This window comes from Mesorhizobium caraganae, from assembly GCF_016836705.1.
Taxonomy (GTDB): Bacteria; Pseudomonadota; Alphaproteobacteria; order Rhizobiales; family Rhizobiaceae; genus Mesorhizobium; species Mesorhizobium caraganae.
In genome coordinates this window covers 1-25938 of the sequence record NZ_JAFCGY010000054.1, presented here as the reverse complement: position 1 = coordinate 25938, position 25938 = coordinate 1, and the positions used below count along the sequence as shown (strand labels likewise).

Genomic DNA, 25938 nt, shown 5'->3' with positions numbered 1-25938 from the left:
TGGAAGAAACCAGACGTTAAAAGATCGAGGGATTTCAATCGCCTAGTTCTCAAAGGTCGCGATCCTTTCCAACACCCCTCATCCGACCTCGCTTCGCGAGGCCACCTTCTCCCACAGGGGGAGAAGGGAAAGCGTCAGCGCCCGGAAAGTTCGGCGATGATGGCGCCGACCGCGGCACGTGCCGCCTGCATCCCTTCGCCGGTGTCGATGACGAAATCGGCCAGCCGGCGTTTTTCGGCGTCGGGCACCTGCTTGGCCAGGATCGCCGCTAGCTTTTCCTCGCTCATGCCGGGCCGCGCCAGCACGCGAGCGCGCTGAACCTCCGCCGGCGCGGTGACGACGACGACCTTGTCGACGCGGTTGCGGCCGCCGGTTTCGAACAGCAGCGGAATGTCGAGCACGATCAGCGGCGCGCCGGCGGCGCGGTGTCTTGCCAGAAAGGCATCGGCGTCGGCGCGGACCAGCGGGTGGATGATTGTCTCCAATGTCTTCAGCGCGGCGGCGTCACCCAGCACCCGCGCGCCTAATTTCGCACGGTCTACGACGCCGGACACGGTGGTGCCGGGAAAGGCTGCTTCGACCAACGGCGCGGCCTTGCCGGAATACAGCCGATGCACGGTCTCATCGGAATCATGCACTGGCACGCCGGCGTCGGCGAACATCTTCGCCGTCGTCGACTTGCCCATGCCGATCGATCCGGTAAGGCCGAGCACGATCATGTCTTGGCGTCCATCATTTGCCGACGATGTCGGCGACGAGCATCTGCCGCAGTTCGGCAGTGACCTCCGGCTTCTGGCCGAACCAGCGCTGGAAGCCGGGCACGGCCTGGTGCAGCAGCATGCCGAGCCCGTCGGCCGTCTTCAGATTTCTCGTGCGCGCGGCGGCGAGAAGCGGCGTCTCCAGCGGCACATAGACAATGTCGGAAACGATGGCATGGCCGGGCAGCCCAGCGGGATCGGCGGCGAGCGTGGTATCGCCATGCATGCCGAGCGCCGTGGTGTTGACGAGCAGACCGGCATCGGCAAGCAGGTCTCCGACCGCCCCATGCGCCGTGACGCCGGCGCCGAAGCGGTCTGCCAGTTCCTGCGCCCGCGCCAAAGTGCGATTGACGATGCGGATATCCCTGACGCCACGCACCTTCAGCGCGTGGATGACCGCGCGCGACGCGCCACCGGCGCCGAGCACCACGGCCGGGCCATTCTTGTCCCAGCCCGGCGCGTGCTCGTCGAGATTGCCGGCAAAGCCGATCCAGTCCGAATTGCCGCCCCACAACACGCCGTCTTCCAGCCACAGCATGTTGACGGCGCCGATCATGTCAGCCGCTTCGTCGCGGCGCTCGACCCGGGCGAAGGCGACTTCCTTGTGCGGGATGGTGACGTTGCCGCCCTGGTAGCCGTTGGCCTGCAGCGATGTGAGGAATGCGGGAAAATCGGCCGGCGCAACATCGATGGCGCGGTAGCTGCCGTCAATGCCGTATGTCTTCAGCCAGTAGCCGTGAATCTTCGGCGAACGCGAATGCGCGATCGGGTGGCCGGTGACGAAAGCTTTTCTCTCAACCATCGATGGCTCCGAGCGCCCGCAATTCCTTGAGCACCGGCAAAAGCGGCAGGCCGACAATGGTGAAATAGTCGCCTTCGATCTTTTCGAACAGCTGGATGCCTTCGCCCTCGATCTGGTAGGCGCCGACGCTAGAGAGCGCCTTGGCGCCGACGCGGGCCAGATGCCGGCCGATGAAAGCAGGATCGAGCTTGCGCATGGTCAGGCTGGCGATGCCGAGATGGCGCCACAGCACCTTGCCGTCGCGGCACAGCACCACGGCGCTGTTCAGTTGATGGGTATTACCGGACAGTGCCAACAGATGGCGGCGGGCGCCTTCCATGTCAGCCGGCTTGTGGAACACTTCATCTCCCAGTGACAAAGTCTGGTCGCAGCCGAGCACCAGCGCCTCCGGTCTGCGCTCGCTGACTTCGGTGGCCTTGGCCTCGGCGAGGATCAGGGCGACATCCTCCGGCGACACGCCGCTATCCTGCAACGGCGCCTCGAGCGCGCGTTCATCGACATCGGCCGGGACGGCTTCGATGTCGAGCCCGGCATTGACGAGCATCGCTTTGCGGAACGGACTGCCGGAAGCGAGGATGAGTTTTTCGGTCATTTTAGCACTCGGCGCAGATACAGGGACGGTTGGAGTATCGGGCGTTAATCCGCAACGTTGAGGCCGCCCCTCATTGTCCTGCCGGACATTTCTCCCCGTATAGTGACGGGGAGAAAGGGCAGCTTCGGTCCACGCGCCACCTCTTGCCACGCTGGTGATTGGCGAAACCATCGAAGGCAGCGCCCCTCTCCCCGTCACTATACGGGGAGAGGATGCCGGCAGGCAGGTGAGGGGCAGCGCCGAACCTCCACCAGGAAGAGCGCAAACTCATTCTTCGCTCATCTATCTATTCTTCCCCCGCAGGGCAACAATGGCCGCTGCCGTCTCCTCGATCGAGCGGCGGCTGACGTCGATCATCGGCCAGTTGTGGCGGGTGCAGATCTGGCGGGCATAGGCGAGCTCTTCGGTGATCAGCGCGCGGTCGACATAGTCCGAAGCTTCGTAGGTGCTGCTGTTGCCGAGCACGCGGTTTTGGCGGACATGCGAGATGCGTTCGGCGGTGGCGATCAGGCCGACGATCAGCGGCTTGCTGGCGGCGACCAGGCTTTCCGGCACCGGCACGCCGAGCACGATCGGGATGTTGGCGGTCTTGATGCCGCGGTTGGCGAGATAGATGCTGGTCGGCGTCTTCGATGTCCTGGAAATGCCGATCAGCACGATGTCGGCATCGTCCATATTGGCCGGCAGCTGGCCGTCATCATGCTCCATGGTGAAGTTGAGCGCATCGATGCGGCGAAAATAGTCGGCATCGAGCACATGCTGGGCGCCGACGCGGCGGCCGGCCGGGGTGCCGAGATAGGACTGGAAGACGGTCAGCACCGGCTCCAGCACCGAGACGCAGGGCAGGCCCATCGCAGCACAACGCTCGTCAATGCCGCGCGCCAGCTTCTGGTCGACGACGGTGTAGAGGATGATGCCCGGTTCCTCCTCAATGTCCTCGAACACTTTCGCCACCTGCTTCTCGGTGCGGATGAGCGGATAGATGTGCTCGATGGCGCGCGCATCCTTGTATTGCGCCGAGGCTGCCCGGCCGGCCGCCAGCAGCGTTTCGCCGGTGGCGTCGGAAATCAGGTGCAGGTGGAAGAAGCTCTGGGGTTTGTTCACAGGGGGCACCTGGGGCTGTGGGCTGGTGTGGATAAACAGGGACCGGAAAGGCGACCGGCTGGAGGCGACTGTATCAGAAGGCAGGTTGTCCACAATTCGATGCGCTGTCGGCTTCGTCGGGCGGTTGGGGACAAATCTGGGGACGGGGATTCTTGCCAGCGCTTCGTCCACAGAGCCCGTTTTGCACGGCTGGCGTCAAGCCCTTGACTCCAGTGATGGAATCCCGGTCATCCACACTCTCCGCCAATCCCGTGAGAGAAGCACGCGACAATATGCTGGCTGGCCTTTTCCGGGGCAAAGCGGGACAGGTGACAACCACCACAACCAACAGACTCTTAGAATCAGAAGATTCTTAGAAATAAGATATTTGATTTAGAAAGAGGGCTGGGAGAGGCGACGCTCGATGCGGCACAAGCGGATCATGCTGGACGTATTGAAAGGCGCGGCACACTTTCCGCCGCCGCTCTGGATGATGCGTCAGGCCGGGCGTTATCTGCCGGAATATCGCGAGACCAGAAAGCGGGCCGGATCCTTCCTCGATCTCTGCTACAATCCAGACCTCGCCGTTGAAGTGACGCTACAGCCGATAGAACGCTTCGGCTTTGATGCCTCGATCCTGTTCTCCGATATTCTGGTCGTGCCGCATGCGCTGGGCCGCGATGTGCGCTTCGAAGAAGGCCGCGGACCGCTGCTGACGCCGATCAATGCGGCCGAGATTTCCCAGCTCAACAGCGAAACGTTTCACGTGAATCTCTCGCCCGTCTACGAGACGGTTCGCCGATTGCGGGCAAAACTGCCTGACGAGACGACATTGATCGGCTTCTGCGGCGCACCGTGGACAGTGGCGACCTATATGATCGCTGGCCATGGCACGCCTGACCAGGCGCCGGCCAGGCTGTTTGCCTATCGCGAGCCGGTCGCGTTCCAACAGCTCCTGAAAGTCTTGGCTGATCATTCGGCGGCCTATCTGATCCGCCAGATCGAGGCCGGTGCCGACGTGGTGCAGATTTTCGATTCCTGGTCTGGCGTACTCGACGATGTGTCATTCGACCTCTTTTGCGTTGCGCCGGTGGCTGAGATCGTCCGCCAGGTAAAGGCAGTCCATCCGGACGTCCCGATCATCGGTTTTCCCAAAGGCGCCGGTGCTCGCTACCAGAGCTATCGACAGAAGACGGGTGTCACGGGGCTGGGGATCGACTGGACCGTACCGCTTGCAGCAGCGAAGGCATTGCAGGCCGGTGGCGCCGTGCAAGGCAATCTCGATCCCTTGCGGCTCGTGGCTGGCGGCAAAGCCCTGTCCGATGGCGTCGATGCGATCCTGAAGACGCTGGGCGACGGACCGCTGATCTTCAATCTAGGCCACGGTATCACGCCAGAGACGCCGGTGGCGCATGTCGAGGCGATGGTGAAGCAGGTTCGAGGCGCGACACGCTGATGGCTCAGTCGAGCGATACGGGCAACGCAGCCAGCAGCACGGGTCAGGCAATGGTGCGCATGACCGTTGGCATCGGAGTGCTGGTAGTTCTCACCGCACTTTTGTTTTTTTTCGCGCCCGAGGGTTTTTATCCCTGGGCGAAGGCGATCCATATCCTCGCCGTCATTTCCTGGATGGCGGGCATGTTGTATCTGCCGCGGCTGCTGGTCTATCACGCCGATGCCGAGAAAGGTTCGGTTCAGTCTGAAACCTTCAAGGTGATGGAGCGGCGCCTGCTGCGCGGCATCATCAATCCGGCCATGGTCATCACCTGGGTGTTCGGCCTGTGGATGGCCTGGAAAATATTTGGTTTCCATGGCGGTTGGCTGCACGCCAAGATCGGTTTGGTGCTTCTGTTGTCCGGCGTGCATGGGTATCTGGCTGGCGCTGTCCGCAAATTTGCTGAGGATCGCAACGAAAAACCGGCAAGGCACTGGCGGATCGTCAACGAGATCCCCACATTGCTGATGATCGTCATTGTGATCCTGGTTGTCGTCAAGCCGTTTTAGGCGTTTGTTTGACGCAATTCCCAAGGGAAAGCGCTGCGCGCTTTTCCCGGGAAAACCGCCAACACTTTTCCTGGAATTGCTTTTATCGGCGCCACAAAACGCAGCTTGCTCTTTCAAACGACCGACGATACAAGACGGGTCTTCCTTCCCGTCATGCGCCGCCCATTTCGATTTTCGGCCGCGCCCGGCATTTGTCGCATCCAGCCGATATTTCCCTCAAAAAGCCTACTCAGAGTCCGTCTATGCAAGAAATGAAACTCGCAGAGTTCAAGAACAAGAAACCGCCAGAGCTGATCGCCTATGCCGAATCGCTCGAGGTGGAAAACGCCAGCGTCATGCGCAAGCAGGAGCTGATGTTCGCCATCCTGAAGAAACTGGCCGCCCAGGAAATTGAGATCATCGGTGACGGCGTGGTCGAGGTGCTGCAGGACGGTTTCGGTTTCCTGCGCTCCGCCAACGCCAACTACCTGCCCGGTCCCGACGATATCTACATCTCGCCCTCGCAGATCCGCCGCTTTTCGCTGAAGACCGGCGACACCGTCGAAGGGCCGATCCGCAGCCCGAAAGAGGGCGAGCGCTATTTCGCCCTGCTCAAGGTCAACACCATCAATTTCGACGATCCCGAAAAGATCCGCCACAAGATCCATTTCGACAATCTGACGCCGCTTTATCCGACCAAGCGGCTGAAGATGGAGATCGACAATCCGACCAGCAAGGACATCTCGCCGCGCGTCATCGACCTGGTGGCGCCGATCGGCAAGGGACAGCGCGCGCTGATCAACGCGCAGCCGCGCACCGGTAAAACCGTGCTGATGCAGAACATCGCGCATTCGATCACCGCCAACCATCCGGAATGCTATCTGATCGTGCTTCTGATCGACGAGCGGCCCGAGGAAGTGACCGACATGCAGCGCTCGGTGAAGGGCGAGGTGATCTCCTCGACCTTCGACGAACCGGCGGTGCGCCACGTCCAGGTCGCCGAAATGGTCATCGAGAAGGCCAAGCGCCTGGTCGAGCATGGCCGCGACGTCGTCATCCTGCTGGATTCGATCACCCGCCTCGGCCGGGCTTACAACACCGTGGTGCCATCATCCGGCAAGGTGCTGACGGGCGGTGTCGACGCCAATGCGCTGCAGCGGCCGAAGCGCTTCTTCGGCGCCGCCCGCAACATCGAGGAAGGCGGCTCGCTGACCATCATCGCCACCGCCCTGATCGACACCGGCAGCCGCATGGACGAAGTCATCTTCGAAGAGTTCAAGGGCACCGGCAACTGCGAAATCCAGCTCGACCGCAAGGTCGCCGACAAGCGCATCTATCCGGCCATGGACATTCTGAAGTCCGGCACCCGCAAGGAAGACCTGCTGGTCTCCAAGCAGGATCTGCAGAAGATTTTCGTTCTGCGCCGCATCCTGGCGCCGATGGGCACCACCGACGCGATCGAGTTCCTCATCGACAAGCTGAAGCAGACCAAGACGAATGCGGATTTCTTCGATTCGATGAATACGTAAGCTTACCCTCCCCCTTGTGGGGAGGGTCGATCCGCGAAGCGGAGCGGGGTGGGGTCTGCGCGACGGTAGCGCTTTACGAGCACCCCACCCCGTCTCTCGATCTTCGCTTCGCTGCGATCATGAGCCGACCCTCCCCACAAGGGGGAGGGTAAGAGGCGCTACCGCCGCAACAACTGCTCCAACTCTTCAGCACTCGTCACCACCGGCAAACACACCTGTCCTGCGCACAGCCAGGCGCCCGGCCTATCCGTCTGCGGCAGGATGCCGCCCGGCAGGGACGGTCGATTCGCTTCCGTTCCGATCGCCACGACAATATCGACGCGGCGCGGATCGGGATTCCGATTCGCAACCGGAACGAGGCTTGGACTCTCTGACGAATCGACCAGCACCAGCTTCAAGGGCTCGAGCGCCAGGGCACAGGCGTTAACGATGCCCGCCTGACCATAGGACTGCTGCCCTGCCCGGCCCATGGCGTGTTCGGCGACCCGCCACGCTTTGTCCTGCAGATCGAGATCGCCGGTAACCGAGGCCAGCCGCACCAGGGCTTCGATGATCTGGCTGGTGGCCGAAGAAATAGCCTCGTCGACATCGCCGCGGATGCGGATCGGCACATCGGTGCTGTCGGACGCCGTCAGGTAGTAACCGGTCCCGTCGCTGTCCCGGTGCCAGCGGTCCAGCTGGTCGAGGAACTGCCTCGCCCGATCGACATAGCTCGATTCGCCTGTCGCTTCGAACAGTGCGACCGCCGCATTGGTCATCGCGGCATAGTCGCTGGACAGTGCGGGGAACAGTTTTTTGGCGCCGAGCATGGAGTGAGGCAGGCGGCCGTCCTGGCTGGCTTGGGCAATGTGATCAAATGCCTTTGCGGCCGCCTCGATCCAGTCGCGCCGGTCCAGCGAGCGGCCGGCTTCGGCGAGCGCCGCAATCATCAGGCCATTCCAGTCGCTCAGCGCCTTGCCGTCCCTGCCCGGCCGGATGCGCTGCTCCCGCACAGCCAACAACCTTGCTTTCAACGGGATGAGCAGCTCACGGTCAGGCACACTCTGGCTTTGTTGCGCGCCCGTCTGATGGACAATCGGTTTGCCCTCCCAGCCATGCGGTGCGGAGAGCGTGAAGTATTTGAAAAACAAGGCTGAATCGTCGCCGAGCACGGTTTCGAGCTCATCCTTGCTCCAGGTATAGAAAAGCCCCTCCTCGCCGTCGCTGTCGGCATCGAGGCTGGCGGCGAAGGCGCCGCCGTCGACGCGCATCTCGCGCAGCAGCCAGACGACCGTGTCTTCGATTCGTATCCGGAACAAATCGTTGCCGGTCGCGGCATAGGCCCAGTTGCACAGGCGGATCAGCTGCGCGTTGTCGTAGAGCATCTTCTCGAAATGCGGCACCAGCCACTCTGCATCGGTGGAATAGCGGCTCAGCCCGCCGCCGACATGATCGTAAATGCCGCCGGCCAGCATCTTTTCCAGGCTGATGAGAACGGCGTCGCGATGCGATGCGACGCCGTCGCGCAGCCAGGACAGCCACAGCGTGTGCATGAACGGCGCGTTGGGAAACTTCGGCGCGCCGCTTAAGCCGCCGAGATCGCGGTCGATCATGCCGTCGATGCGGCCGGCGAGATCGCTGAGCGTCGCTTTGTCGAGCAGGGCCTTGGCGTGAACGCCGGCCAGGCGCGCCTCGACGTGGCCGGTCAAGTCGTCGGCGCTCTGGTCCAGGCTTGGCCGCTTCTCGCGCCAGGCCTTGTCGACCGCTTCCATCACCTGGACGAAGCCCGGGCGGCCATAACGCGACTCGCGCGGGAAATAAGTGCCGCCCCAGAACGGCTTGCCGTCCGGGTTGAGGAACATTGTCAGCGGCCAGCCGCCCTGCTCGCCCATGGACGACAGAGCGGCCATATAGATCTGGTCGATGTCCGGCCGCTCCTCGCGATCGACCTTGATATTGACGAACAGCCGGTTCATGACGGCGGCGATTTGGTCGTTTTCGAAACTTTCATGCGCCATGACATGGCACCAGTGGCAGGCGGCGTAGCCGATCGAGAGCAGGATTGGCCGCTGCAAAGCCTTGGCTTCGGCCAGTGCCGCCGGCGACCAGGCCCGCCAATGCACGGGGTTGCCGCTGTGCTGCTGCAGATAGGGGCTGGCTTCTTCGGCAAGCAGGTTTTGCGCAGGCAAGGTCACGGGCGGGCAAGCTCGGTTTGGCGGTGTCGGGATGGCTGACGGAAACTAGGGCGGTTCGGAAGAGCGGGCAAATGATTTCAGGCGATTCGATCGTAGCGCTGTCCAGCGGCCGCCTCCCCGCCGGCATCGCTGTCATTCGCATTTCCGGGCCGAAGACTCGATTCGTTGTCGAAACGATTGCCGGCGGCATGGTTAAGGACCGTGTTGCCACCCTGCGCAAGCTCCGGGCGGGCGACGGATCGCTTATCGACAGCGGCCTAGTGCTGTTCTTTCCTGGGCCGGCCAGTTTCACCGGCGAAGATGTCGCCGAATTCCACGTCCATGGCGGCCGCGCCGTTGCCGGCAGGATGCTGGAGACCATGGCCGGCTTTGACGGTGTGCGTCATGCCGAGCCGGGCGAATTCACGCGCCGTGCCTTTCTCAACGGCAAGCTCGACCTGGTCGAGACCGAGGCGCTTGCCGATCTGGTCAATGCCGAAACCGAAGCGCAGCGCCGCTTTGCGGTGCAGAATGCCGAGGGTGCGCAAAGCGCGCTCTATCTCGGATGGCGCCGGCGGCTGATTCATGCGCGGGCAATGATTGAGGCCGAGATCGACTTCTCTGACGAGGAGGACGTCCCCGGGTCCGTTTCGGATACGGTCTGGTCGGATGTCCGGACGATGATTGATGAGATCAGCCGCCATATCGACGGTTTCCATGCCGCGGAAATCATTCGCGACGGTTTCGAGGTCGTCATCCTCGGCGCGCCGAATGCTGGTAAGTCCAGTCTGTTCAACGCGCTGGCCAGGCGCGACGCGGCGATTGTCACCGATGAACCCGGCACGACGCGCGATCTGCTCGAGGTGGTGCTGGATCTTAACGGCGTGCGGGTCAGGGTGACCGATACCGCCGGATTGCGTGAGGCGCCGGGCAAGGTCGAAGCCATCGGCATCGAGAAGGCACGGGCCAAGGCGCGGACGGCTGACCTGATGCTGCTGCTGGAAGATCTGGCGAACCCGGTCGCGATCGGTGAGATCCCGGCCGACATCCCGGCTTTACGGATCGGCACCAAGGTCGACCTGGCGAAGGGCCAACGGCCGTTGGGAACCTATGACGCTTTTATATCGACGGTGGAAGGCACCGGGCTGGCTGAGCTGCTGGCCGAAATTGGCGGGCGCGCCGCTGCCGCGATCGGCGATGCCGGAGACATCCTGCCGTCACGGTTGCGGCATGTGGAGTTGCTCAACGAGACGAAGCGGTTCCTGGCATCGGCCTTGTCTGGAGAGGAGCGCGGGCAGGAGCTGCGGGCGGAAGAGCTGCGCCTTGCGGCGGACCGACTAGGTCGCATCGTGGGAGCTGTCGATGTCGAGGATTTGCTCGACGTGATTTTCTCTCAGTTTTGTATTGGGAAATGACTCACGTGAAACATCGCGTTTCTAGATGCGCAAGTGATTCACGTGAAACACCGGCGGCCGCCACCGTTCGTCATCCTAGGGCGGAGCGACGCAAAGCGGAGCGCAGACCCTAGGATCCATGCCGTGACGTTTGCCGTAGAGTGCAACGGATCAGAATGGCGATTGTTCGCGCACCAACGCGACGGGTTACGTCTATATGACGACTGCAAGGCTGGTGGCGCTCGGTTTCTTGCACCGCCGGAGCATAGCATCAGCGTCACGGCATGGATCCTAGGGTCTCCGCCACGTCGCTTCGCTCCTGCTCCGCCCTAGGATGACGAGGCTAATGCTGTTTCACGTGAAACGAATCGCCTGCCATCCTTGACAGCGCCGCCTCGCAGGGACATGTGTCGGGCAATCTCTGAATCTGGAACGGAAAATGATCGATCACTATGATGTGGTTGTGGTGGGCGGCGGCCATGCCGGGTGCGAGGCGGCGAGCGCTGCTGCGCGTGCCGGCGCCAGGACGGCGCTGGTCACGCTGCGCTTCGATACGATCGGCGTCATGTCTTGCAATCCGGCCATCGGCGGGCTCGGCAAGGGCCATCTGGTGCGTGAGATCGACGCCATGGACGGGCTGATGGGGCGGGTGGCTGATGCCGCCGGCATCCAGTTCCGTCTGCTCAACCGCCGCAAGGGCCCAGCGGTTCGCGGGCCGCGCACGCAGGCCGACCGCAAGCTCTATCGGCTGGCCATGCAGGAAGCGATTCGGCAACAGAACGATCTGGACGTCGTCGAGGGCGAGGTCCTAGATTTTGAGATCGAAGAGGGACGGATCACCGCCGTGCTGCTGGCCAGCGGGCGGCGGCTAGCCTGCGGCGCCGTGGTTCTCACCACCGGCACCTTCCTGCGCGGCCTCATCCATATCGGCGAGAGGAAGATCGTCGCCGGTCGCATGAACGAGCAGGCGAGCCTTGGCCTGTCGGCAACGATGAGCCGCGCGGGATTTGCGCTCGGCCGGCTGAAGACCGGCACACCGCCGCGGCTCGATGGCCGCACCATCGACTGGGAGTCGCTGGAAAGCCAGGCGGCGGATGAGCATCCCTCGCCGTTCTCGCTGCTGACCGATACGATCAAGAATCCGCAGATCCATTGCGGCATCACCCGCACGACGCCGGCCACCCACGACCTCATCCGCGCCAATCTCGGCCGCTCGGCCATGTATTCCGGCTCGATCGAAGGGGTGGGGCCGCGCTATTGCCCGTCGATCGAGGACAAGATCGTCAAGTTCGGCGATCGCGAAGGCCACCAGATTTTCCTCGAGCCGGAAGGGCTCGACGACGACACCGTCTACCCCAATGGCATCTCGACCTCCCTGCCCGAGTATGTGCAACTCGACATTCTGAAGACGATCCCGGGGCTGGAGCGGGCGACCATGCTGCAGCCGGGCTATGCCATCGAATACGACCATGTCGATCCGCGCGAGCTCGAGCCGACGTTGGAGACCAAGCGCATCGCCGGCCTGTTCCTTGCCGGGCAGATCAACGGCACGACCGGCTATGAAGAAGCCGGCGCGCAAGGCTTGCTCGCCGGGCTGAATGCCGCGCGCAAGGCGTCGGCCGGTGACCAGATCGTGCTCAGCAGGACCGAGGCCTATATCGGCGTGATGGTCGACGATTTGACCAGCCGCGGCATTGCCGAACCCTACCGCATGTTTACGTCGCGGGCTGAGTTCCGGCTGTCGCTGCGCGCCGACAATGCTGATGAGCGCCTGACGCCGCTTGCGACGAAGCTTGGAATTGTATCGCAGGAGCGAACGCAGCGGTTCAACCAAGTCACCGTTGACCTTGAGAAGGCGCGCAAACTGGCGGTTGCTACGACGATGACGCCCAATGAAGCGGCGCGTCACGGGCTGGAGGTCAACAGAGACGGTGTGCGCCGCTCCGCCTATGAGTTGCTCGCCTATCCAGGCGTGGATGTTGCCTGGTTGACCCGCGTCGCGCCGGCATTCGGCGCAATCGACGCCAAGACCGCAGAGCGGCTCGAAACGGAAGCGAAATATTCGGTTTACCTCGATCGTCAGCAGGCTGATGTCGCGCAGATCCGGCACGAGGAAAGCCGGCTGATCCCTGCCTCTGTCGATTTTGCAGATGTTCCAGGACTTTCTAATGAGCTGAAGCAGAAGATGCGGACGCGGCAGCCGCGCTCGATTGCGGATGCGCAGCGCATGGAGGGCATGACGCCGGCGGCGCTGGCGATCATCGTCGCGCATGTCCGCAATGCCGAATCGGCTTCGCAAAGGGCCGTTGCGTGAGCGCTGCCTCATGGACGAGCCTGCAGGAAGCAGCGGGACCGGTTTCACGTGAAACATTCGAACGTCTGGTGGCGTTCCAACAGCTGTTCCTGAAATGGAACCGCAGCATCAACCTTGCCGCGCCATCGACGCTGGACGATGTCTGGGGCCGCCATATCCTGGACAGCGCCCAGCTGGCGCGAATCGCACCTGAGGCAAAACGCTGGGCCGATCTCGGTTCGGGCGGCGGTTTTCCGGGCCTGGTGCTGGCTTTCCTGTTGGTCGAGCGGGACGGGGCGTCGATCGATCTGGTCGAGAGCAACCGCAAGAAAGCATCGTTCCTGCAGGCGGTGATCGGCCAGTTCGGTTTGCCGGCTCGGGTCGTCGCCCGGCGCATCGACGACAGCTATGCTCTTGTTTCCACGCCGGAAATTGTCACAGCGCGGGCGCTTGCCGCCCTACCCGCCCTGCTGGATCTGTCGGCGCCATGGCTGACCAAGGGGTCGAGGGCGCTGTTCCACAAAGGCCGGGATTACCGCGCCGAAGTGGAAGAAAGCACTCACCGCTGGGCCTTCGATCTGGTAGAACATCCGAGCATGACCGACGCCCATGGCGTCATCCTCGAAGTGACCGATCTGCGGGCTGCGTAGGCTTCCCTTCGCAACCGATTTGACGACCCTTTTGGTGACCCCGCGAAATGAATATTTGGCATAGACCCATGAAAACTGGCCCCCGCATCATCACCGTCGCCAACCAGAAGGGCGGCGTCGGCAAGACCACCACCGCCATCAATCTGGCCACGGCGCTGGCCGCCATCGGCGAAAAGGTGCTGATTGTCGATCTCGACCCGCAAGGCAATGCTTCGACGGGTCTCGGCATCGACCGCAAGGACCGCACGGTGTCGTCCTATGACGTACTGACCGGCGAGCTTGACCTGGAAGCCGCAGCAATCCCGACGGCGGTGCCCGGCCTGTCGATCGTGCCGTCGACGCTCGACCTGCTCGGCATCGAGATGGAGATCGCTTCGGCGCCCGACCGGGTGCTGAAGCTGCGCAATGCGCTGCGTGCCGCGTCCGAGCGCGGCGCGCCATTCGGCTATGTGCTGATCGACTGCCCGCCATCGCTCAACCTTTTGACTTTGAATTCAATGGCGGCAGCCGACTCTGTTCTTGTGCCGCTGCAATGCGAATTCTTCGCGCTGGAAGGTCTCAGCCAACTGCTCGAAACGGTCGAGCAGGTGCGCCGCACGATCAATCCGGACCTGATCATCCAGGGCATCGTGCTGACCATGTATGACGGCCGCAACAACCTCGCCAACCAGGTGGTGCAGGATGTCCGCGCGCATATGGGCGACAAGGTTTACGAGACCATCATTCCGCGCAATGTGCGGGTGTCCGAGGCGCCGTCCTACGGCAAGCCGGCGATTCTCTATGATTTGAAGTGCTCGGGCAGCCAGGCCTATCTGCAGCTGGCCTCCGAAGTGATCCGCCGCGAGCGTAAATTGCGCGCCGCTTGATTAGGATGGGCTGATAAACCAAGCCGATTCGACACCGAAACGATTTGAAGACCTGGAACAGAGATGAGCGAAGACCTTTCGAGAAAAAGACTGGGGCGGGGACTGGCGGCGCTGATCGGCGAGATCGATCGTCCGGCGGCAGCTGAAAAGCCGGCCGCGAATGCGGACGGCAAGGTGCCGATCGAGTTTCTGAGCCCGAATCCGAAAAACCCGCGCCGGCATTTTGGCGACGCCGATCTGACCGACCTGGCGCAATCGATCCGCGAGCATGGTGTGGTGCAGCCGGTGGTGGCGCGGCCGTCGCCGACGCAGGCCGGCCGCTACGAGATCATCGCTGGCGAACGGCGCTGGCGCGCCGCCCAACGTGCCGGGCTGACCGAGATCCCGATCATCGTACGCGACGTCAACGACCGCACGGCGCTCGAACTGGCGATCATCGAGAACGTCCAGCGCACCGACCTCAACCCGGTCGAGGAAGCGCTCGGTTATCAGCAGTTGATCGACGACCACGGCTACACCCAGGCCGATCTCGGCAATGTCATCGGCAAGAGCCGCAGTCATGTCGCCAACACGCTGCGGCTGTTGAAGCTGCCGGACGTAATCCGCGACATGCTGGTCGACGGCGCGCTGTCGGCAGGCCATGCCCGCACGCTGGTGACGGCGCAGGATCCGGCTGGGCTCGCCAGGCAGATTGTCGAGGAAGGGCTTTCGGTGCGCCAGGCCGAGGCGCTGGCTCAGATGCCGGCAGGCGGCACGCCGCCCAAGGCCAAGCCGGCACAAGGCGGGTCGGACAAAGATGCCGACACGCTGGCACTGGAAAAGCTGATGACCGACACGATCGGCATGATCGTGACCATCGAGCACAAGGGCAAGGGCGGCGCGATCCGCGTGAACTATCGGAGCCTTGAGCAGCTCGATGAACTGTGCCGGCGATTGAAGGACGAGCGCTAGGCGGTTGAACTGCAATATTATTTAGTCGGCAAATGATGTTTGGGCTTAAGGTTAGGTCACGGCACTGATATATTGGTGATAAACACGTAGAATGGCGCCTGTCGCCTCGCCGGGTTCAGGATTGATCGCGAATGCCAGGGGCTGAACGCCACGATGTGGTTTGAGACGTCGGCGGGACAGCGTCCCCTCTGGCTTGCCAGGCGTTCGTCGCTCGAAAAGCCAAGCAATTGGCTTTCCGTCCGCTGCACGGACCACTCCTCAACCCCACGGGGGGAGATCGAAACGTTGCCGCTGCTTTCGCCAATCGCCAGCATTGGCGTTGCGGCTTGACAGTGCCGGGCAACGGCGTAACCTAAATTAGATATGGCTTAAATTATCTGCCCTAGCGTGCCGATCAGTCGCGGCGGGGCCAATTGCCGTTCCCGTACATTTGTGAACGGCACCACCTCGCCGAAGCGATATGCCGACGCGCCTGACGCAAGTGGGGAGGTGCAAATGGCGGTCAGTTGGCAACTGTCTGGAAGTTACTTCGAAAATTGCAACTGCGATGTCGTGTGTCCTTGCCTGCTGTCCACCAACGCGCAGCTGACGTCGAAGCCGACGCAAGGCGTTTGCGACGTTGGCCTGGTCTTTCATATCGACACCGGCAAATACGGTGACGTTCGTTTGGATGGCCTCAATGTTGCGATGGTTGCTCACGCGCCGGGCCCGATGGCGGACGGCAATTGGACGGCTGCCGCGTATATCGACGAACAGGCCGACGATAAGCAAACAGAAGCGCTGGGCGCGATCTTTACCGGCGCCGCAGGCGGTCCGATGGCGGTGCTGGCACCCCTGATCGGCACGAACCTCGGAGCCAAGAAGGTACCGATAAGCTACCGGATCGACGGCAAGAAGCGGTCGGCGCAGATTGCGGGCATCATGCAGATGGCGGTCGAACCGTTGCCGACAATGCGCGAGGACGGGCAGATGTGGGCAGCCACCGGCCATCCGGTCAACCCCGACTGGCTCGCTCTGGCGATGGGGGCGGAAGGCAGCACATTCAGCGACCACGGCATGAGCTGGGATAATTCCCGCCGAAACGGGCACTATGCCCCGATCAATTGGTCCGGCCAGCACTAGACGCAATTTCGGACGGAAAACCGCTCACACTTTTCCTGAAATTGCTCTAGTTCCCGGCCGCAACGGACTTAGCCCATGGCGCTGATATTGCAGCGAAACATCATTCTCGCGCTGCTGATTGTTGTCGCCGCGGCAGCGTGGACCGTGCTTGTCTGGCAGTGGCTCGGCATGGACGCCGACATGCGCATGTACTCACCCACCATGGGGATGAAGGCGCCGCTGTTTCTTGCCGTCTGGATGATCATGATGATTGCCATGATGTTCCCTACCGCCGCGCCCATGGTGCTGACGTTTCATCGCGTCCAGGCCGGCAAACGGGGGCGCGGCGAGACTTTTGTCTCGACCTGGTTTTTCGTGGCTGCGTACATGCTGCTTTGGGGCGCGATGGGTGCGCTCGCCTTTGCCGGTGCGGCGGGCGGAGAGCTCATTGCGACACATGCCGGAATGTCCGCCGCCACGGCCGCGCGCATCGGCGGCGCGCTGCTGTTGATGGCAGGCGCCTATCAACTTTCTCCGCTGAAGGATCTGTGCCTGGCCAAGTGCCGCACTCCCATTGGTTTCATCCTGACCTCATGGCGCGATGGTCAGTGGGGCGCGGTGCGCATGGGGTTGGAGCATGGGCTTTTTTGCCTGGGCTGCTGCTGGCTTTTGTTCCTCGCTCTTTTTCCCTCGGGATCATGAACATCGCCGCGATGGCTGTGGTCACCTTGCTGATCTTTGCAGAAAAGACCCTGCCGTCAGGGGAGAGGATCGCAAAGCTGTCGGGTGTCGCTCTGCTCCTTTATGGCGCAGCGGTGTTGGTCTTTCCGCAGGCGCTGCCAACCTTCCAGCCAATGGAAGCCATGGTCATGGATTGACGGATGAGGTCAGGGCAGCTGAGACGACCCCCTCTGTCGCCTTTGGCGACATCTCCCCCTCGAGGGGGGAGATCAGCCGCGCTGCCCCAATCTCGCGCTTTCCACTGCAATGCCAAGCAGCGCCTGGCGCGCCAACGCTTCGGCCAGGTCCGGCCTGCGCCTGGTCTGTAGCACGGCCGATTGCAGGCGGATCAAGGCGCGGCTGAGCGCATCGACGTTCCAGCGTTCCAGCGCCTTTTCCACCAGCTTGCGCCTGGAGAAAAAGACCGGAGGTCTTGCGCCCGCAACCGCGGAGGCGGCGTTGCGGCCGGCGGAGTCCATCTGGCCGCGCATGACCTGAAGCTGCTGCAACTGGCGCATGGCCGAGGACAGCACAAGAAAAGGCTGGCCGCCAGACAGGCAGTGGCGGGTGAAGGCGATATCGAAGTCACTGACTTTGCCTTCCAGCACCGCATCGACGGCATCGTCGAAAGAGGCGCCGGAGACGTCGCCGGACATCGCCCTGACGTCGTCGAGGCCGATCTCCCTCTGGCCGTGCGCGTAAAGCACCAGCTTTTCGATCTCGCCGCGCGACGCCAGCCGGTCGCCGCCGAGATTGCGGCGCAGCGCCTGGCGGGCATCGAGCGCCATCGACATGCCGGCTTTGCGCAGCTCGTCGTCGATGACGGTGTCGATGTCGCGGGCCTCGTCGGCATAGCAAGGCAGCGCCATGGCGGTGTCGGCCGCCTCGACGATGGCGCGCAGGCCGACACCCTTCTTGAGATCGCCGGCCTCGATCAGAATGATGGCGTCGCGCGCGGGCTCTACCGTCAGCGCCTTGACGTCTTCGGCCAGCGGCTTCTGGCCACTGGCGTTGCGCACCCATAAAAGCCGTCGGTCGGAAAACATCGGCACCGTACGGGCCTCGTCGAGAAGCCGGCCCTGGTCGCGATCGACCTCCGCGCCGTCGAGCCGAACTACCGAAAAGGGGTCGTCGAGCGGCAAGCCGGTCTTTTCGGCAAAGGCTTTGGCGCGTTCGGCAACGAGGCCGCGGTCGGGGCCGTAAAGCAGGACAATCGAGATGCGCGCGTCCGGCTTCGCCAGCCACGAATCGACCTCGTATCCTTTCTTCTGCGCCATGATGGGTGGTTAGCATGATGCGGCCGCGGAGTGAACGGGAGCCAGTGAAGTGCGACTGTTTCTATGCGGCTGCAGTGATGGGTGCCTCATATCCAGGCGGCAGCGCTGCCCCTCACCTGCCTGCCGGCATCCTCTCCCCGTATAGTGACGGGGAGAGGGGTCGCTCTCGTCGCTGGCTTCGCCAATGGCCAGCGCTGCAAGAATGGCGCCGCGGCTGCCCGGCAGGGCAATGAGGGGCAGCGCTGACATTGGCAGAATTGTCTGCTGTTGCGCCGGACCCATCATGTCCATTCGCCTAATTGCGCGCAGCCTGAAAACATCGACAAGAAATTTCGCCGCTATATCTGCATCTTGGCACCGCGTACCGCATCGGTCCCGAACAGGCCGATGACCGGGAGGATGGGTGCGCGTTCTGGCCCTCACGAAATCGCACTGGTCTGGCGGCGCAGATGTGTTGATATACGCGACCGGGCAACATTGGAGGATGAAGGTCATGGCCGATGCTGGAATGTTGCGGTTTCATGTGCCGGAGCCGGAGGTGCGGCCGGGCGGGACGCCTGACTTTTCCAATGTGCCTATCCCCAAGGCCGGTTCGGCGCCGCGGCCGGAGATCGATGTCGATCCGCGCACCATCCGCGACATGGCGTTTTCGATCATTCGCGTGCTGAATCGCGATGGCGAGGCGGTCGGGCCATGGGCCGGGCTGCTTACCGATGAGGAACTGCTCGAGGGCCTGCGCAATATGATGACGCTGCGCAGTTTCGATGCCCGCATGCAGATGGCTCAGCGCCAGGGCAAGACCTCGTTCTACATGCAGCATCTCGGCGAAGAGGCGGTGAGCTGCGCCTTTCGCAAGGCGCTGGCGCCCGGCGACATGAATTTCCCGACCTATCGGCAAGCCGGCCTGCTCATCGCCGACGGCTATCCGATGGTCACGATGATGAACCAGATCTACTCCAACGAGGCCGATCCGCTGAAAGGCCGGCAATTGCCGATCATGTATTCGTCGAAGGAGCACGGCTTCTTCTCGATCTCCGGCAATCTGGCGACGCAGTACATCCAGGCGGTCGGCTGGGCGATGGCTTCGGCGATTTCCAACGATTCGAAAATCGCGGCGGCATGGATCGGCGACGGCTCGACCGCCGAATCCGATTTCCATTCCGCGCTGGTGTTCGCCTCGACCTACAAGGCGCCGGTCATCCTCAACGTCGTCAACAATCAGTGGGCGATCTCGACGTTTCAGGGCATTGCGCGCGGCGGCTCCGGTACGTTTGCCGCGCGCGGCCTCGGCTTCGGCATTCCAGCGCTGCGCGTCGACGGCAATGACTATCTCGCCGTGCACGCGGTGGCCAAATGGGCGGCGGAGCGGGCGCGGCAAAACCTTGGGCCGACACTGATCGAATATGTCACCTACCGCGCCGGCGCGCATTCGAGTTCGGACGATCCGTCCGCCTACCGGCCGAAGACCGAATCCGACGCCTGGCCGCTCGGCGATCCGGTCGTGCGGCTGAAAAACCATCTCATCCACAAGGGCGTCTGGTCGGACGAGCGTCATGCGCAGGCCGAAGCGGAAATCCTGGAAACGGTGATCGCGGCGCAGAAGGAAGCCGAGAGCCACGGCACGCTGCATGCCGGCGGCAAGCCGTCGACCCGCGACATGTTCGAAGGGCTCTATGCCGAGATGCCGCCGCATCTGAGGCGGCAGCGCCAGCAGGCGGGGGTCTGACCATGCCAAGACGCACCATGATCGAGGCCATTCGTGATGCCATGGATGTGTCGATGGCGCGCGACGAACGCGTCATCGTCTATGGCGAGGATGTCGGCTTTTTCGGCGGTGTCTTCCGCTGCACGCAAGGCCTGCAGGCCAAATACGGCAAGAGCCGCTGCTTCGACGCTCCGATCAACGAATCCGGCATTGTCGGCTCGGCCATCGGCATGGCCGCCTACGGGCTGAAGCCCTGCGTCGAGATTCAGTTTGCCGACTACATGTACCCAGCCTACGACCAGCTGACGCAGGAAGCAGCCCGCCTGCGCTACCGCTCGAACGGTGACTTCACCTGTCCGATCGTGGTGCGCATGCCGACCGGCGGCGGCATCTTTGGCGGCCAGACGCACAGCCAGAGTCCCGAAGCCTTGTTTACTCATGTGTCGGGTCTGAAGACGGTGGTGCCATCCAACCCGCATGACGCCAAGGGCCTGCTGATCGCCGCGATCGAGGATCCGGATCCGGTGATCTTCCTCGAGCCGAAGCGGCTCTACAACGGCCCGTTCGACGGCCATCACGACCGGCCGGTGACGCCGTGGTCGAAGCATGAGCTGGGCGAGGTCGCCGACGGCCACTACACCGTGCCGCTCGGCAAGGCGGCGATCCGCAGGGCGGGCTCTGCCGTCACCGTGCTCGCCTATGGCACCATGGTCTATGTCGCGCAGGCGGCCGCGGAAGAAACCGGCATCGATGCCGAGATCATCGATCTCAGAACCCTGCTGCCGCTCGACCTCGACACCATTGTCGCCTCGGTGAAGAAGACCGGGCGCTGCGTGGTCGTGCACGAGGCGACGCTGACCTCCGGCTTCGGCGCCGAGCTTTCGGCGCTGGTGCAGGAGAATTGTTTCTATCACCTGGAAGCGCCGGTGGCCCGCGTCACCGGTTGGGACACGCCCTATCCGCATGCACAGGAATGGGAGTATTTCCCGGGCCCCGCCCGTGTCGGACGCGCACTCATTGAAACCATGGGAGCTTAAGATGGGCGAACACATCATCAAGCTGCCCGATGTCGGTGAAGGCGTCGCCGAGGCGGAACTTGTGGAATGGCACGTCAAGGTCGGCGATCTCGTGCGCGAGGATTCGGTGCTTGCCGCCGTGATGACCGACAAGGCGACGGTGGAAATTCCGTCGCCGGTCGACGGCGAGATCCTGTGGCTGGGCGCCGAGATCGGCGACACGGTGGCGATCGGCTCGCCGATCGTGCGGCTGAAAGTGGCGGGTGAGGGCAATGTGAAGTCGGATGCGGCCGGGCAGACGGCGAAGGCCGAAGAGCCGGCGAAGCCGGCCGAGGCCAAGCCCGAAGCTCCGCCTGCGGCCAAACCCAAGGTGTCAGAGCCGGTCACCAAAGCTGCGCCTGTTGCGGTCGCGCCCAAAATCCCGGAGCGGGTTTCCGGCGCGCCGCGCCCGGAGGGCGAAAAGCCCTTGGCATCGCCAGCCATTCGGCTGCGGGCCAAAGAGGCAGGCATCGATCTGCGCCAGGTATCGGGAACCGGCCCGGCCGGCCGCATCAGCCATGAAGACATCGAGGCTTTTCTGGCGCGCGGGCCGCAGGTGGCGAAAGCATCGGGCCTCGCCCGCAATGACAGCGTCGAGGACATCAAGGTCATCGGGCTCCGACGCAAGATCGCCGAGAAAATGTCGCTGGCGAAGTCACGCATTCCGCACATCACCTATGTCGAGGAGATCGACGTCACCGCGCTCGAGGAATTGCGCGCCGCGCTCAACAAGGAAAAGCGCAAGGGTGTCGAAAGGCCGAAGCTGACGCTGCTGCCGTTCCTGATGCGGGCGATGGTCAAGGCGATCGCCGACCAGCCCAACATCAACGCGCTGTTCGACGACGAGGCCGGCATCATCCATCAGCATGGCGGCGTCCACATCGGCATCGCCGCACAGACGCCGTCGGGCCTGGTGGTGCCGGTGGTCAAGCATGCCGAGGCGCGCGACCTCTGGGATTGCGCCATCGAGCTCAACCGCCTGGCCGACGCGGCGAAGTCCGGCACGGCGAGTCGCGACGAGCTGTCGGGATCGACCATCACCATCACCTCGCTCGGCGCCATGGGCGGCGTGGCGACGACGCCGGTGATCAACCACCCGGAAGTGGCGATCGTCGGCGTCAACAAGATGATGGTGCGGCCGGTCTGGGACGGCACCCAGTTCATCCCGCGCAAGATGATGAACCTGTCGTCGAGCTTCGACCATCGGGTGGTCGACGGCTGGGACGCGGCGGTGTTCATCCAGCGGATCAAGGCGCTGCTGGAAACGCCGGCGCTGATATTTGTGGATTGAGGGGATGAGGCTGATGGCGGAGCACGAGGCGTCGGAATCCAGACTCCCCCTTCTCCCCTTGTGGGAGAAGGTGTCGCCGAAGGCGACGGATGAGGGGTGTTCCAGCGGAGTGAGGCGTCGGCGTTCCATGGAGCACCCCTCATCCGTCTCGGCGCTATCGCGCCGATCCACCTTCTCCCACAAGGGGAGAAGGGAAGGTGCGCGGCGGCCGTCGCCGAAAGGACAGCCATCATGAAAGAAATCTCCTGCAAGCTGCTGGTCATCGGCGCCGGGCCTGGTGGCTATGTCTGCGCCATTCGCGCCGGCCAGCTCGGCATCGATACGGTGATCGTCGAAGCCGGCAAACCGGGCGGCACATGTCTCAATGTCGGCTGCATCCCGTCCAAGGCACTGATCCATGCGGCGGAAGAGTTCGAGGCGGTGTTGCATATGGCCGGCGGCACCAGCCCGCTCGGCATTTCGGTCAGTGCCCCAGCGCTCGATCTCGGCAAGACCGTCGCCTGGAAAGATGGCATTGTTAGCCGACTGACCAGTGGCGTCGCCGGCCTGCTCAAGAAGGCCAAGGTCAAAACCGTCTATGGCTGGGCGACATTCCGCGACGGCAAGACCGTCGCGGTCGAGACCGAGACCGGCACCCAGCTCATCCGCGCCGAGACCGTGGTGATCGCCACCGGCTCGGCGTCGGTCGAATTGCCGTTCCTGCCGTTCGGCGGGCCGGTGATTTCGTCGACCGAGGCGCTCGCTCTTAGCGAGGTCCCGAAGAAGCTCGCCGTTGTCGGCGGCGGCTATATCGGGCTGGAGCTCGGTATGGCCTTTGCCAAGATGGGGACGGAAGTGACCGTGGTCGAGGCCCTGCCGCGCGTGCTGGCGCAGTATGACGCGGAACTCACGCGGCCGGTGGTGAAGCGGCTTGGTCAGCTCGGCGTCGAAGTCATGCTCGGTGCCAAGGCCAAGGGCGTGAAGGGCGACGCGCTGCTGGTCGAGACCTCGGACGGCAAGAGTGTGAAAATGGCCGCCGACAAGATCCTGGTGACGGTCGGCCGCAAGCCGATGACCGAAGGCTGGGGCCTCGACCAGATCGACCTCGACATGGCCGGCAAGTTCATCAAGATTGACGACCAGTGCCGCACGTCGATGCGCGGCATCTATGCCATTGGCGACGTCACCGGCGAGCCGATGCTGGCGCACCGGGCGATGGCGCAAGGCGAAATGGTGGCCGAGATCGTCGCCGGCCACAAGCGCAGCTGGGACAAGCGGTCTATTCCCGCCATCTGCTTCACCGATCCGGAACTGGTCACCGCCGGCTTGACACCGGAGGAGGCCAAGGCGCTGAGCGAAATCAAGATCGGCCAGTTCCCCTTCGCCGCCAACGGCCGGGCGATGACCAAGCTCGGCGAGGACGGGTTCGTGCGCGTCGTTGCCCGCGCGGACAACCATCTGGTGCTGGGCATCCAGGCGGTCGGGCAAGGCGTGTCGGAATTGGCCGCGGCTTTCGGGCTGGCGCTGGAAATGGGTGCGCGGCTGGAGGATATCGCCGGCACGATCCACGCGCATCCGACGCAGGGTGAGGGATTCCAGGAAGCGGCGCTGAAGGCGCTGGGGCACGCGCTGCATATTTGAGGGTGCGTGATCTCCCCCCTTGAGGGGGAGATGGCCGGCAGGCCAGAGGGGGTCGGTTCGACTGGATGCGACCTCCCTTGCGACAGATGGAAGTTAGCGCTTCACGCGCGGCGACCCCCTCTGTCGCCTTCGGCGACATCTCCCCCTCAAGGGGGGAGATTAGGCTCCTCAGCTCGCCAGCCGGCTCACCATCTCATGTTGCGCGTAGGCCCGGCCAAAACGGTTGGCCAGGAATGCGTCCAGCGCGATGTCTTCCTGCTTGACGAAACCGGTCGCCGGCAGGCTGCCGTCGGCCAGCATGTCGAGCACGGCGCAGATGCCGGAGGCGGTGGTGATCTGGATGGCGCTGCGCACCTGGTCGCCGACGCGCTGCGAATAGATCTTGTTGGCGTAGGTTTCCTGCAGCAGGCGGCCGTTGCGGCGACCCGAGACGGTGACGAAGACGATGACCACGTCCTGCAGCGTTGCCGGCAGAGCGCTCTCAAAGATGTCCTTCAGCACGTCGCGGCGGTGGCGGAGGCCAAGGTCGTTGAGCAGCGCCTTCATGATTGCGGCATGGCCGGGATAGCGGATGGTGCGGTAGTTCAGCGTGCGCACCTTGCCCTTCAGCGTCTCGGCCAAGGTGCCGAGCCCGCCCGAGGTGTTGAAGGCCTCATAGGTGACGCCGTCGAGCGAGAACTCCTCGCGCTCTTCCAGCGGCGGCACTTCGATCAACTCGCCTTCGACGATCGCTTCGCAAGGCTCGCAATATTCGTTGATGACGCCGTCGGTGCTCCAGGTCAGATTGTAGTTCAGCGCATTGGACGGGTATTGCGGCAGCGCGCCGACGCGCATGCGCACGCTTTCCAGCGTATCGAAGCGGCTGGCGAGATCATTGGCGACGATGGAGATGAAGCCCGGCGCCAGGCCGCATTGCGGGATGAAGGCGCTCTTGCCCGACTTGGCCAGTTCCTTGACGCGGCGGGTCGAGACGACATCCTCGGTCAAATCGAGATAGTGGACGCCGGTTGCGGCGGCCGCCTCGGCGATGCGGGTGGTGAGATGGAAAGGCGCGGCGCTCAGCACGGCGAAGGCGCCGGCAAGGGCTGCTTCCAATGCGCCGGGAGCGGTGATGTCGAGCTCCAGCCCCTCGACACCGGCGGGGAGTTCGGCCGCGGCAAGCTGTGTGGCCGCGCGGTCGACAACGGTGACGTGGTAGTCGCCGGTGTCGGCGAGCATGCCTGCAATGGTGGAGCCGATCTTGCCGGCGCCGACGACGATGATTTTCTTCATGATTCGATCCCTCACAAAAGCCTTTGGCCCGCTGCGCGGCGGGCGACATAACCTTGAGAATCGCAGCTTGCCCGGCGAAAGGAAGCGTGGAATTGTTCGAAACGAACCCTCTCTTTGGACGATAAGACGACAAGGATCGTCGAAATGCTCAGCGACGCCGAACAAAAGCTGCTTTCCCTGCTGCGCGCCAATGCGCGAGCCTCGACCGCCGAACTGGCGCGCCAGCTCGGCGTGTCGCGCACCACCGTGCAAAGCCGGATCGAACGGCTGGAACAGCGCGGCATCATCACCGGCTATGGCGTGCGGCTGGCGCCGGACTATGAGCAGGGGCTGGTCCGGGCGCATGTGCTGCTCACCGTGACGCCGAAACTCGCCGACAAGGTGGTGCGCGCGCTGCAGGCTCTGCCGCCGGTGAGGACGCTGCATTCGGTAAGTGGCAATTTCGACATGATCGTCATCGTCGACGCGCCGTCGATCCGGGATCTCGACGCGCTGCTGGACGAGATCGGGGCGATGGACGGGGTGGAGCGGACGTCGTCGTCGATTATCTTGTCGACGCGGATTGATCGGTGAGGAGCTGATCTCCCCCCTTGAGGGGGAGATGGCCGGCAGGCCAGAGAGGGGTCGGTTCGGCTGGATGCGACCTTCTTGCGACCGATGAAGGTTAGCGCTCCACGCGAGGCGACCCCTCTGTCGCCTTTGGCGACATCTCCCCCTCGAGGGCAGGGCTATCGCATATGAGTAAAGAGGTCATAGAAGAAGTCTTTGCTCCAGTTTGCCCTTCGCATCTTGCTGGCGATAGGTTTGTCGAGCGGATGGGCAGCCAAGATGTTTTGCGCGAGC

The 25938-nt window shown here is 63.3% G+C and carries 21 protein-coding genes and 1 pseudogene; 15 read left to right on the top strand and 7 right to left on the bottom strand.

Features of this window, described 5'->3' with window-relative positions; translation table 11 throughout:
* Window positions 1–134: 134 nt before the first annotated feature.
* The 4 genes from coaE to JQK88_RS34235 form a co-directional block, all read right to left on the bottom strand.
* Window positions 135–719 (bottom strand): dephospho-CoA kinase, encoded by a 585-nt coding sequence (gene coaE / locus JQK88_RS34250; protein ID WP_203280968.1) that lies wholly within the window; start codon window positions 717–719, stop codon window positions 135–137.
* A gap of 13 nt (window positions 720–732) precedes the next feature.
* Entirely contained in the window at window positions 733–1560 is an 828-nt protein-coding gene (locus JQK88_RS34245) for a shikimate dehydrogenase (RefSeq protein ID WP_203280967.1), read from the bottom strand.
* A complete protein-coding gene (locus tag JQK88_RS34240; protein WP_203280966.1) occupies window positions 1553–2152 on the bottom strand; it encodes a Maf-like protein in 600 nt (199 codons plus the stop codon). The genes JQK88_RS34245 and JQK88_RS34240 overlap by 8 nt, the downstream gene beginning before the upstream one ends.
* A 282-nt stretch (window positions 2153–2434) precedes the next feature.
* Window positions 2435–3256, bottom strand: coding sequence for a pyruvate, water dikinase regulatory protein (locus tag JQK88_RS34235; protein WP_192251860.1), 822 nt, complete (start codon window positions 3254–3256; stop codon window positions 2435–2437).
* A 403-nt stretch (window positions 3257–3659) separates the two neighbouring features.
* On the opposite strand from JQK88_RS34235, the gene hemE reads away from it, so the two are divergent.
* From hemE to rho, 3 genes are all read left to right on the top strand, one after another.
* On the top strand, window positions 3660–4691 hold the full coding sequence (gene hemE / locus JQK88_RS34230; RefSeq protein WP_203280965.1) for a uroporphyrinogen decarboxylase: 1032 nt from the start codon (window positions 3660–3662) through the stop codon (window positions 4689–4691).
* Between the two features lie 59 nt (window positions 4692–4750).
* The gene (gene hemJ / locus JQK88_RS34225) at window positions 4751–5239 is read left to right on the top strand and encodes a protoporphyrinogen oxidase HemJ (RefSeq protein WP_246750179.1); all 489 of its coding nucleotides are present in this window, start codon (window positions 4751–4753) and stop codon (window positions 5237–5239) included.
* Window positions 5240–5481: 242 nt separating this feature from the next.
* A complete protein-coding gene (rho, locus tag JQK88_RS34220) occupies window positions 5482–6747 on the top strand; it encodes a transcription termination factor Rho (protein ID WP_112560220.1) in 1266 nt (421 codons plus the stop codon).
* Between the two features lie 158 nt (window positions 6748–6905).
* On the opposite strand, the gene JQK88_RS34215 is transcribed toward rho, so the two are convergent.
* Window positions 6906–8921, bottom strand: a complete 2016-nt coding sequence (locus JQK88_RS34215; protein ID WP_203280963.1) for a thioredoxin domain-containing protein — start codon at window positions 8919–8921, stop codon at window positions 6906–6908.
* Between the two features lie 71 nt (window positions 8922–8992).
* On the opposite strand from JQK88_RS34215, the gene mnmE reads away from it, so the two are divergent.
* The 7 genes and pseudogenes from mnmE (at window position 8993) to JQK88_RS34180 (ending at window position 17033) form a co-directional block, all read left to right on the top strand.
* Window positions 8993–10315 (top strand): tRNA uridine-5-carboxymethylaminomethyl(34) synthesis GTPase MnmE, encoded by a 1323-nt coding sequence (gene mnmE / locus JQK88_RS34210; RefSeq protein ID WP_203280962.1) that lies wholly within the window; start codon window positions 8993–8995, stop codon window positions 10313–10315.
* Between the two features lie 418 nt (window positions 10316–10733).
* A complete protein-coding gene (gene mnmG, locus JQK88_RS34205; protein WP_203280961.1) occupies window positions 10734–12608 on the top strand; it encodes a tRNA uridine-5-carboxymethylaminomethyl(34) synthesis enzyme MnmG in 1875 nt (624 codons plus the stop codon).
* Window positions 12605–13237: a 16S rRNA (guanine(527)-N(7))-methyltransferase RsmG gene (gene rsmG, locus JQK88_RS34200; protein ID WP_203280960.1), complete on the top strand. Its 633-nt coding sequence runs from the start codon at window positions 12605–12607 to the stop codon at window positions 13235–13237. Before mnmG ends, rsmG begins: the two co-directional genes overlap by 4 nt.
* 68 nt (window positions 13238–13305) lie before the next feature.
* The gene (locus tag JQK88_RS34195) at window positions 13306–14103 is read left to right on the top strand and encodes a ParA family protein (protein ID WP_112560215.1); all 798 of its coding nucleotides are present in this window, start codon (window positions 13306–13308) and stop codon (window positions 14101–14103) included.
* A 63-nt stretch (window positions 14104–14166) separates the two neighbouring features.
* Window positions 14167–15054 (top strand): ParB/RepB/Spo0J family partition protein, encoded by an 888-nt coding sequence (locus JQK88_RS34190; RefSeq protein ID WP_203280958.1) that lies wholly within the window; start codon window positions 14167–14169, stop codon window positions 15052–15054.
* A 489-nt stretch (window positions 15055–15543) separates the two neighbouring features.
* Window positions 15544–16176, top strand: a complete 633-nt coding sequence (locus JQK88_RS34185; protein ID WP_376740491.1) for a DUF1326 domain-containing protein — start codon at window positions 15544–15546, stop codon at window positions 16174–16176.
* A 75-nt stretch (window positions 16177–16251) separates the two neighbouring features.
* Window positions 16252–17033, top strand: a pseudogene (locus JQK88_RS34180) (DUF2182 domain-containing protein).
* Window positions 17034–17105: 72 nt separating this feature from the next.
* Here the strand turns inward: JQK88_RS34180 and holA are convergent.
* Window positions 17106–18152: a DNA polymerase III subunit delta gene (holA, locus tag JQK88_RS34175; RefSeq protein ID WP_192251835.1), complete on the bottom strand. Its 1047-nt coding sequence runs from the start codon at window positions 18150–18152 to the stop codon at window positions 17106–17108.
* Between the two features lie 493 nt (window positions 18153–18645).
* On the opposite strand from holA, the gene JQK88_RS34170 reads away from it, so the two are divergent.
* The 4 genes from JQK88_RS34170 (at window position 18646) to lpdA (ending at window position 23823) form a co-directional block, all read left to right on the top strand.
* A complete protein-coding gene (locus JQK88_RS34170; RefSeq protein WP_192251833.1) occupies window positions 18646–19878 on the top strand; it encodes a 3-methyl-2-oxobutanoate dehydrogenase (2-methylpropanoyl-transferring) subunit alpha in 1233 nt (410 codons plus the stop codon).
* Window positions 19879–19880: 2 nt separating this feature from the next.
* Window positions 19881–20894 (top strand): alpha-ketoacid dehydrogenase subunit beta, encoded by a 1014-nt coding sequence (locus tag JQK88_RS34165; RefSeq protein WP_192251831.1) that lies wholly within the window; start codon window positions 19881–19883, stop codon window positions 20892–20894.
* 1 nt (window position 20895) lies between these two features.
* Window positions 20896–22203, top strand: a complete 1308-nt coding sequence (locus tag JQK88_RS34160; protein ID WP_203280954.1) for a dihydrolipoamide acetyltransferase family protein — start codon at window positions 20896–20898, stop codon at window positions 22201–22203.
* A gap of 231 nt (window positions 22204–22434) precedes the next feature.
* Window positions 22435–23823: a dihydrolipoyl dehydrogenase gene (gene lpdA / locus JQK88_RS34155; protein ID WP_192251826.1), complete on the top strand. Its 1389-nt coding sequence runs from the start codon at window positions 22435–22437 to the stop codon at window positions 23821–23823.
* Window positions 23824–23991: 168 nt separating this feature from the next.
* Here lpdA and JQK88_RS34150 read toward each other — a convergent pair whose 3' ends face one another.
* Window positions 23992–25095 carry a saccharopine dehydrogenase family protein gene (locus JQK88_RS34150; protein WP_192251824.1) on the bottom strand — a complete coding sequence of 368 codons (1104 nt, stop codon included), beginning with the start codon at window positions 25093–25095 and terminating at the stop codon, window positions 23992–23994.
* Window positions 25096–25239: 144 nt separating this feature from the next.
* Here JQK88_RS34150 and JQK88_RS34145 point away from each other — a divergent pair, with 144 nt between their 5' ends.
* Window positions 25240–25668 carry an Lrp/AsnC family transcriptional regulator gene (locus tag JQK88_RS34145; protein ID WP_112560245.1) on the top strand — a complete coding sequence of 143 codons (429 nt, stop codon included), beginning with the start codon at window positions 25240–25242 and terminating at the stop codon, window positions 25666–25668.
* The last annotated feature ends 270 nt before the right edge of the window (window positions 25669–25938 follow it).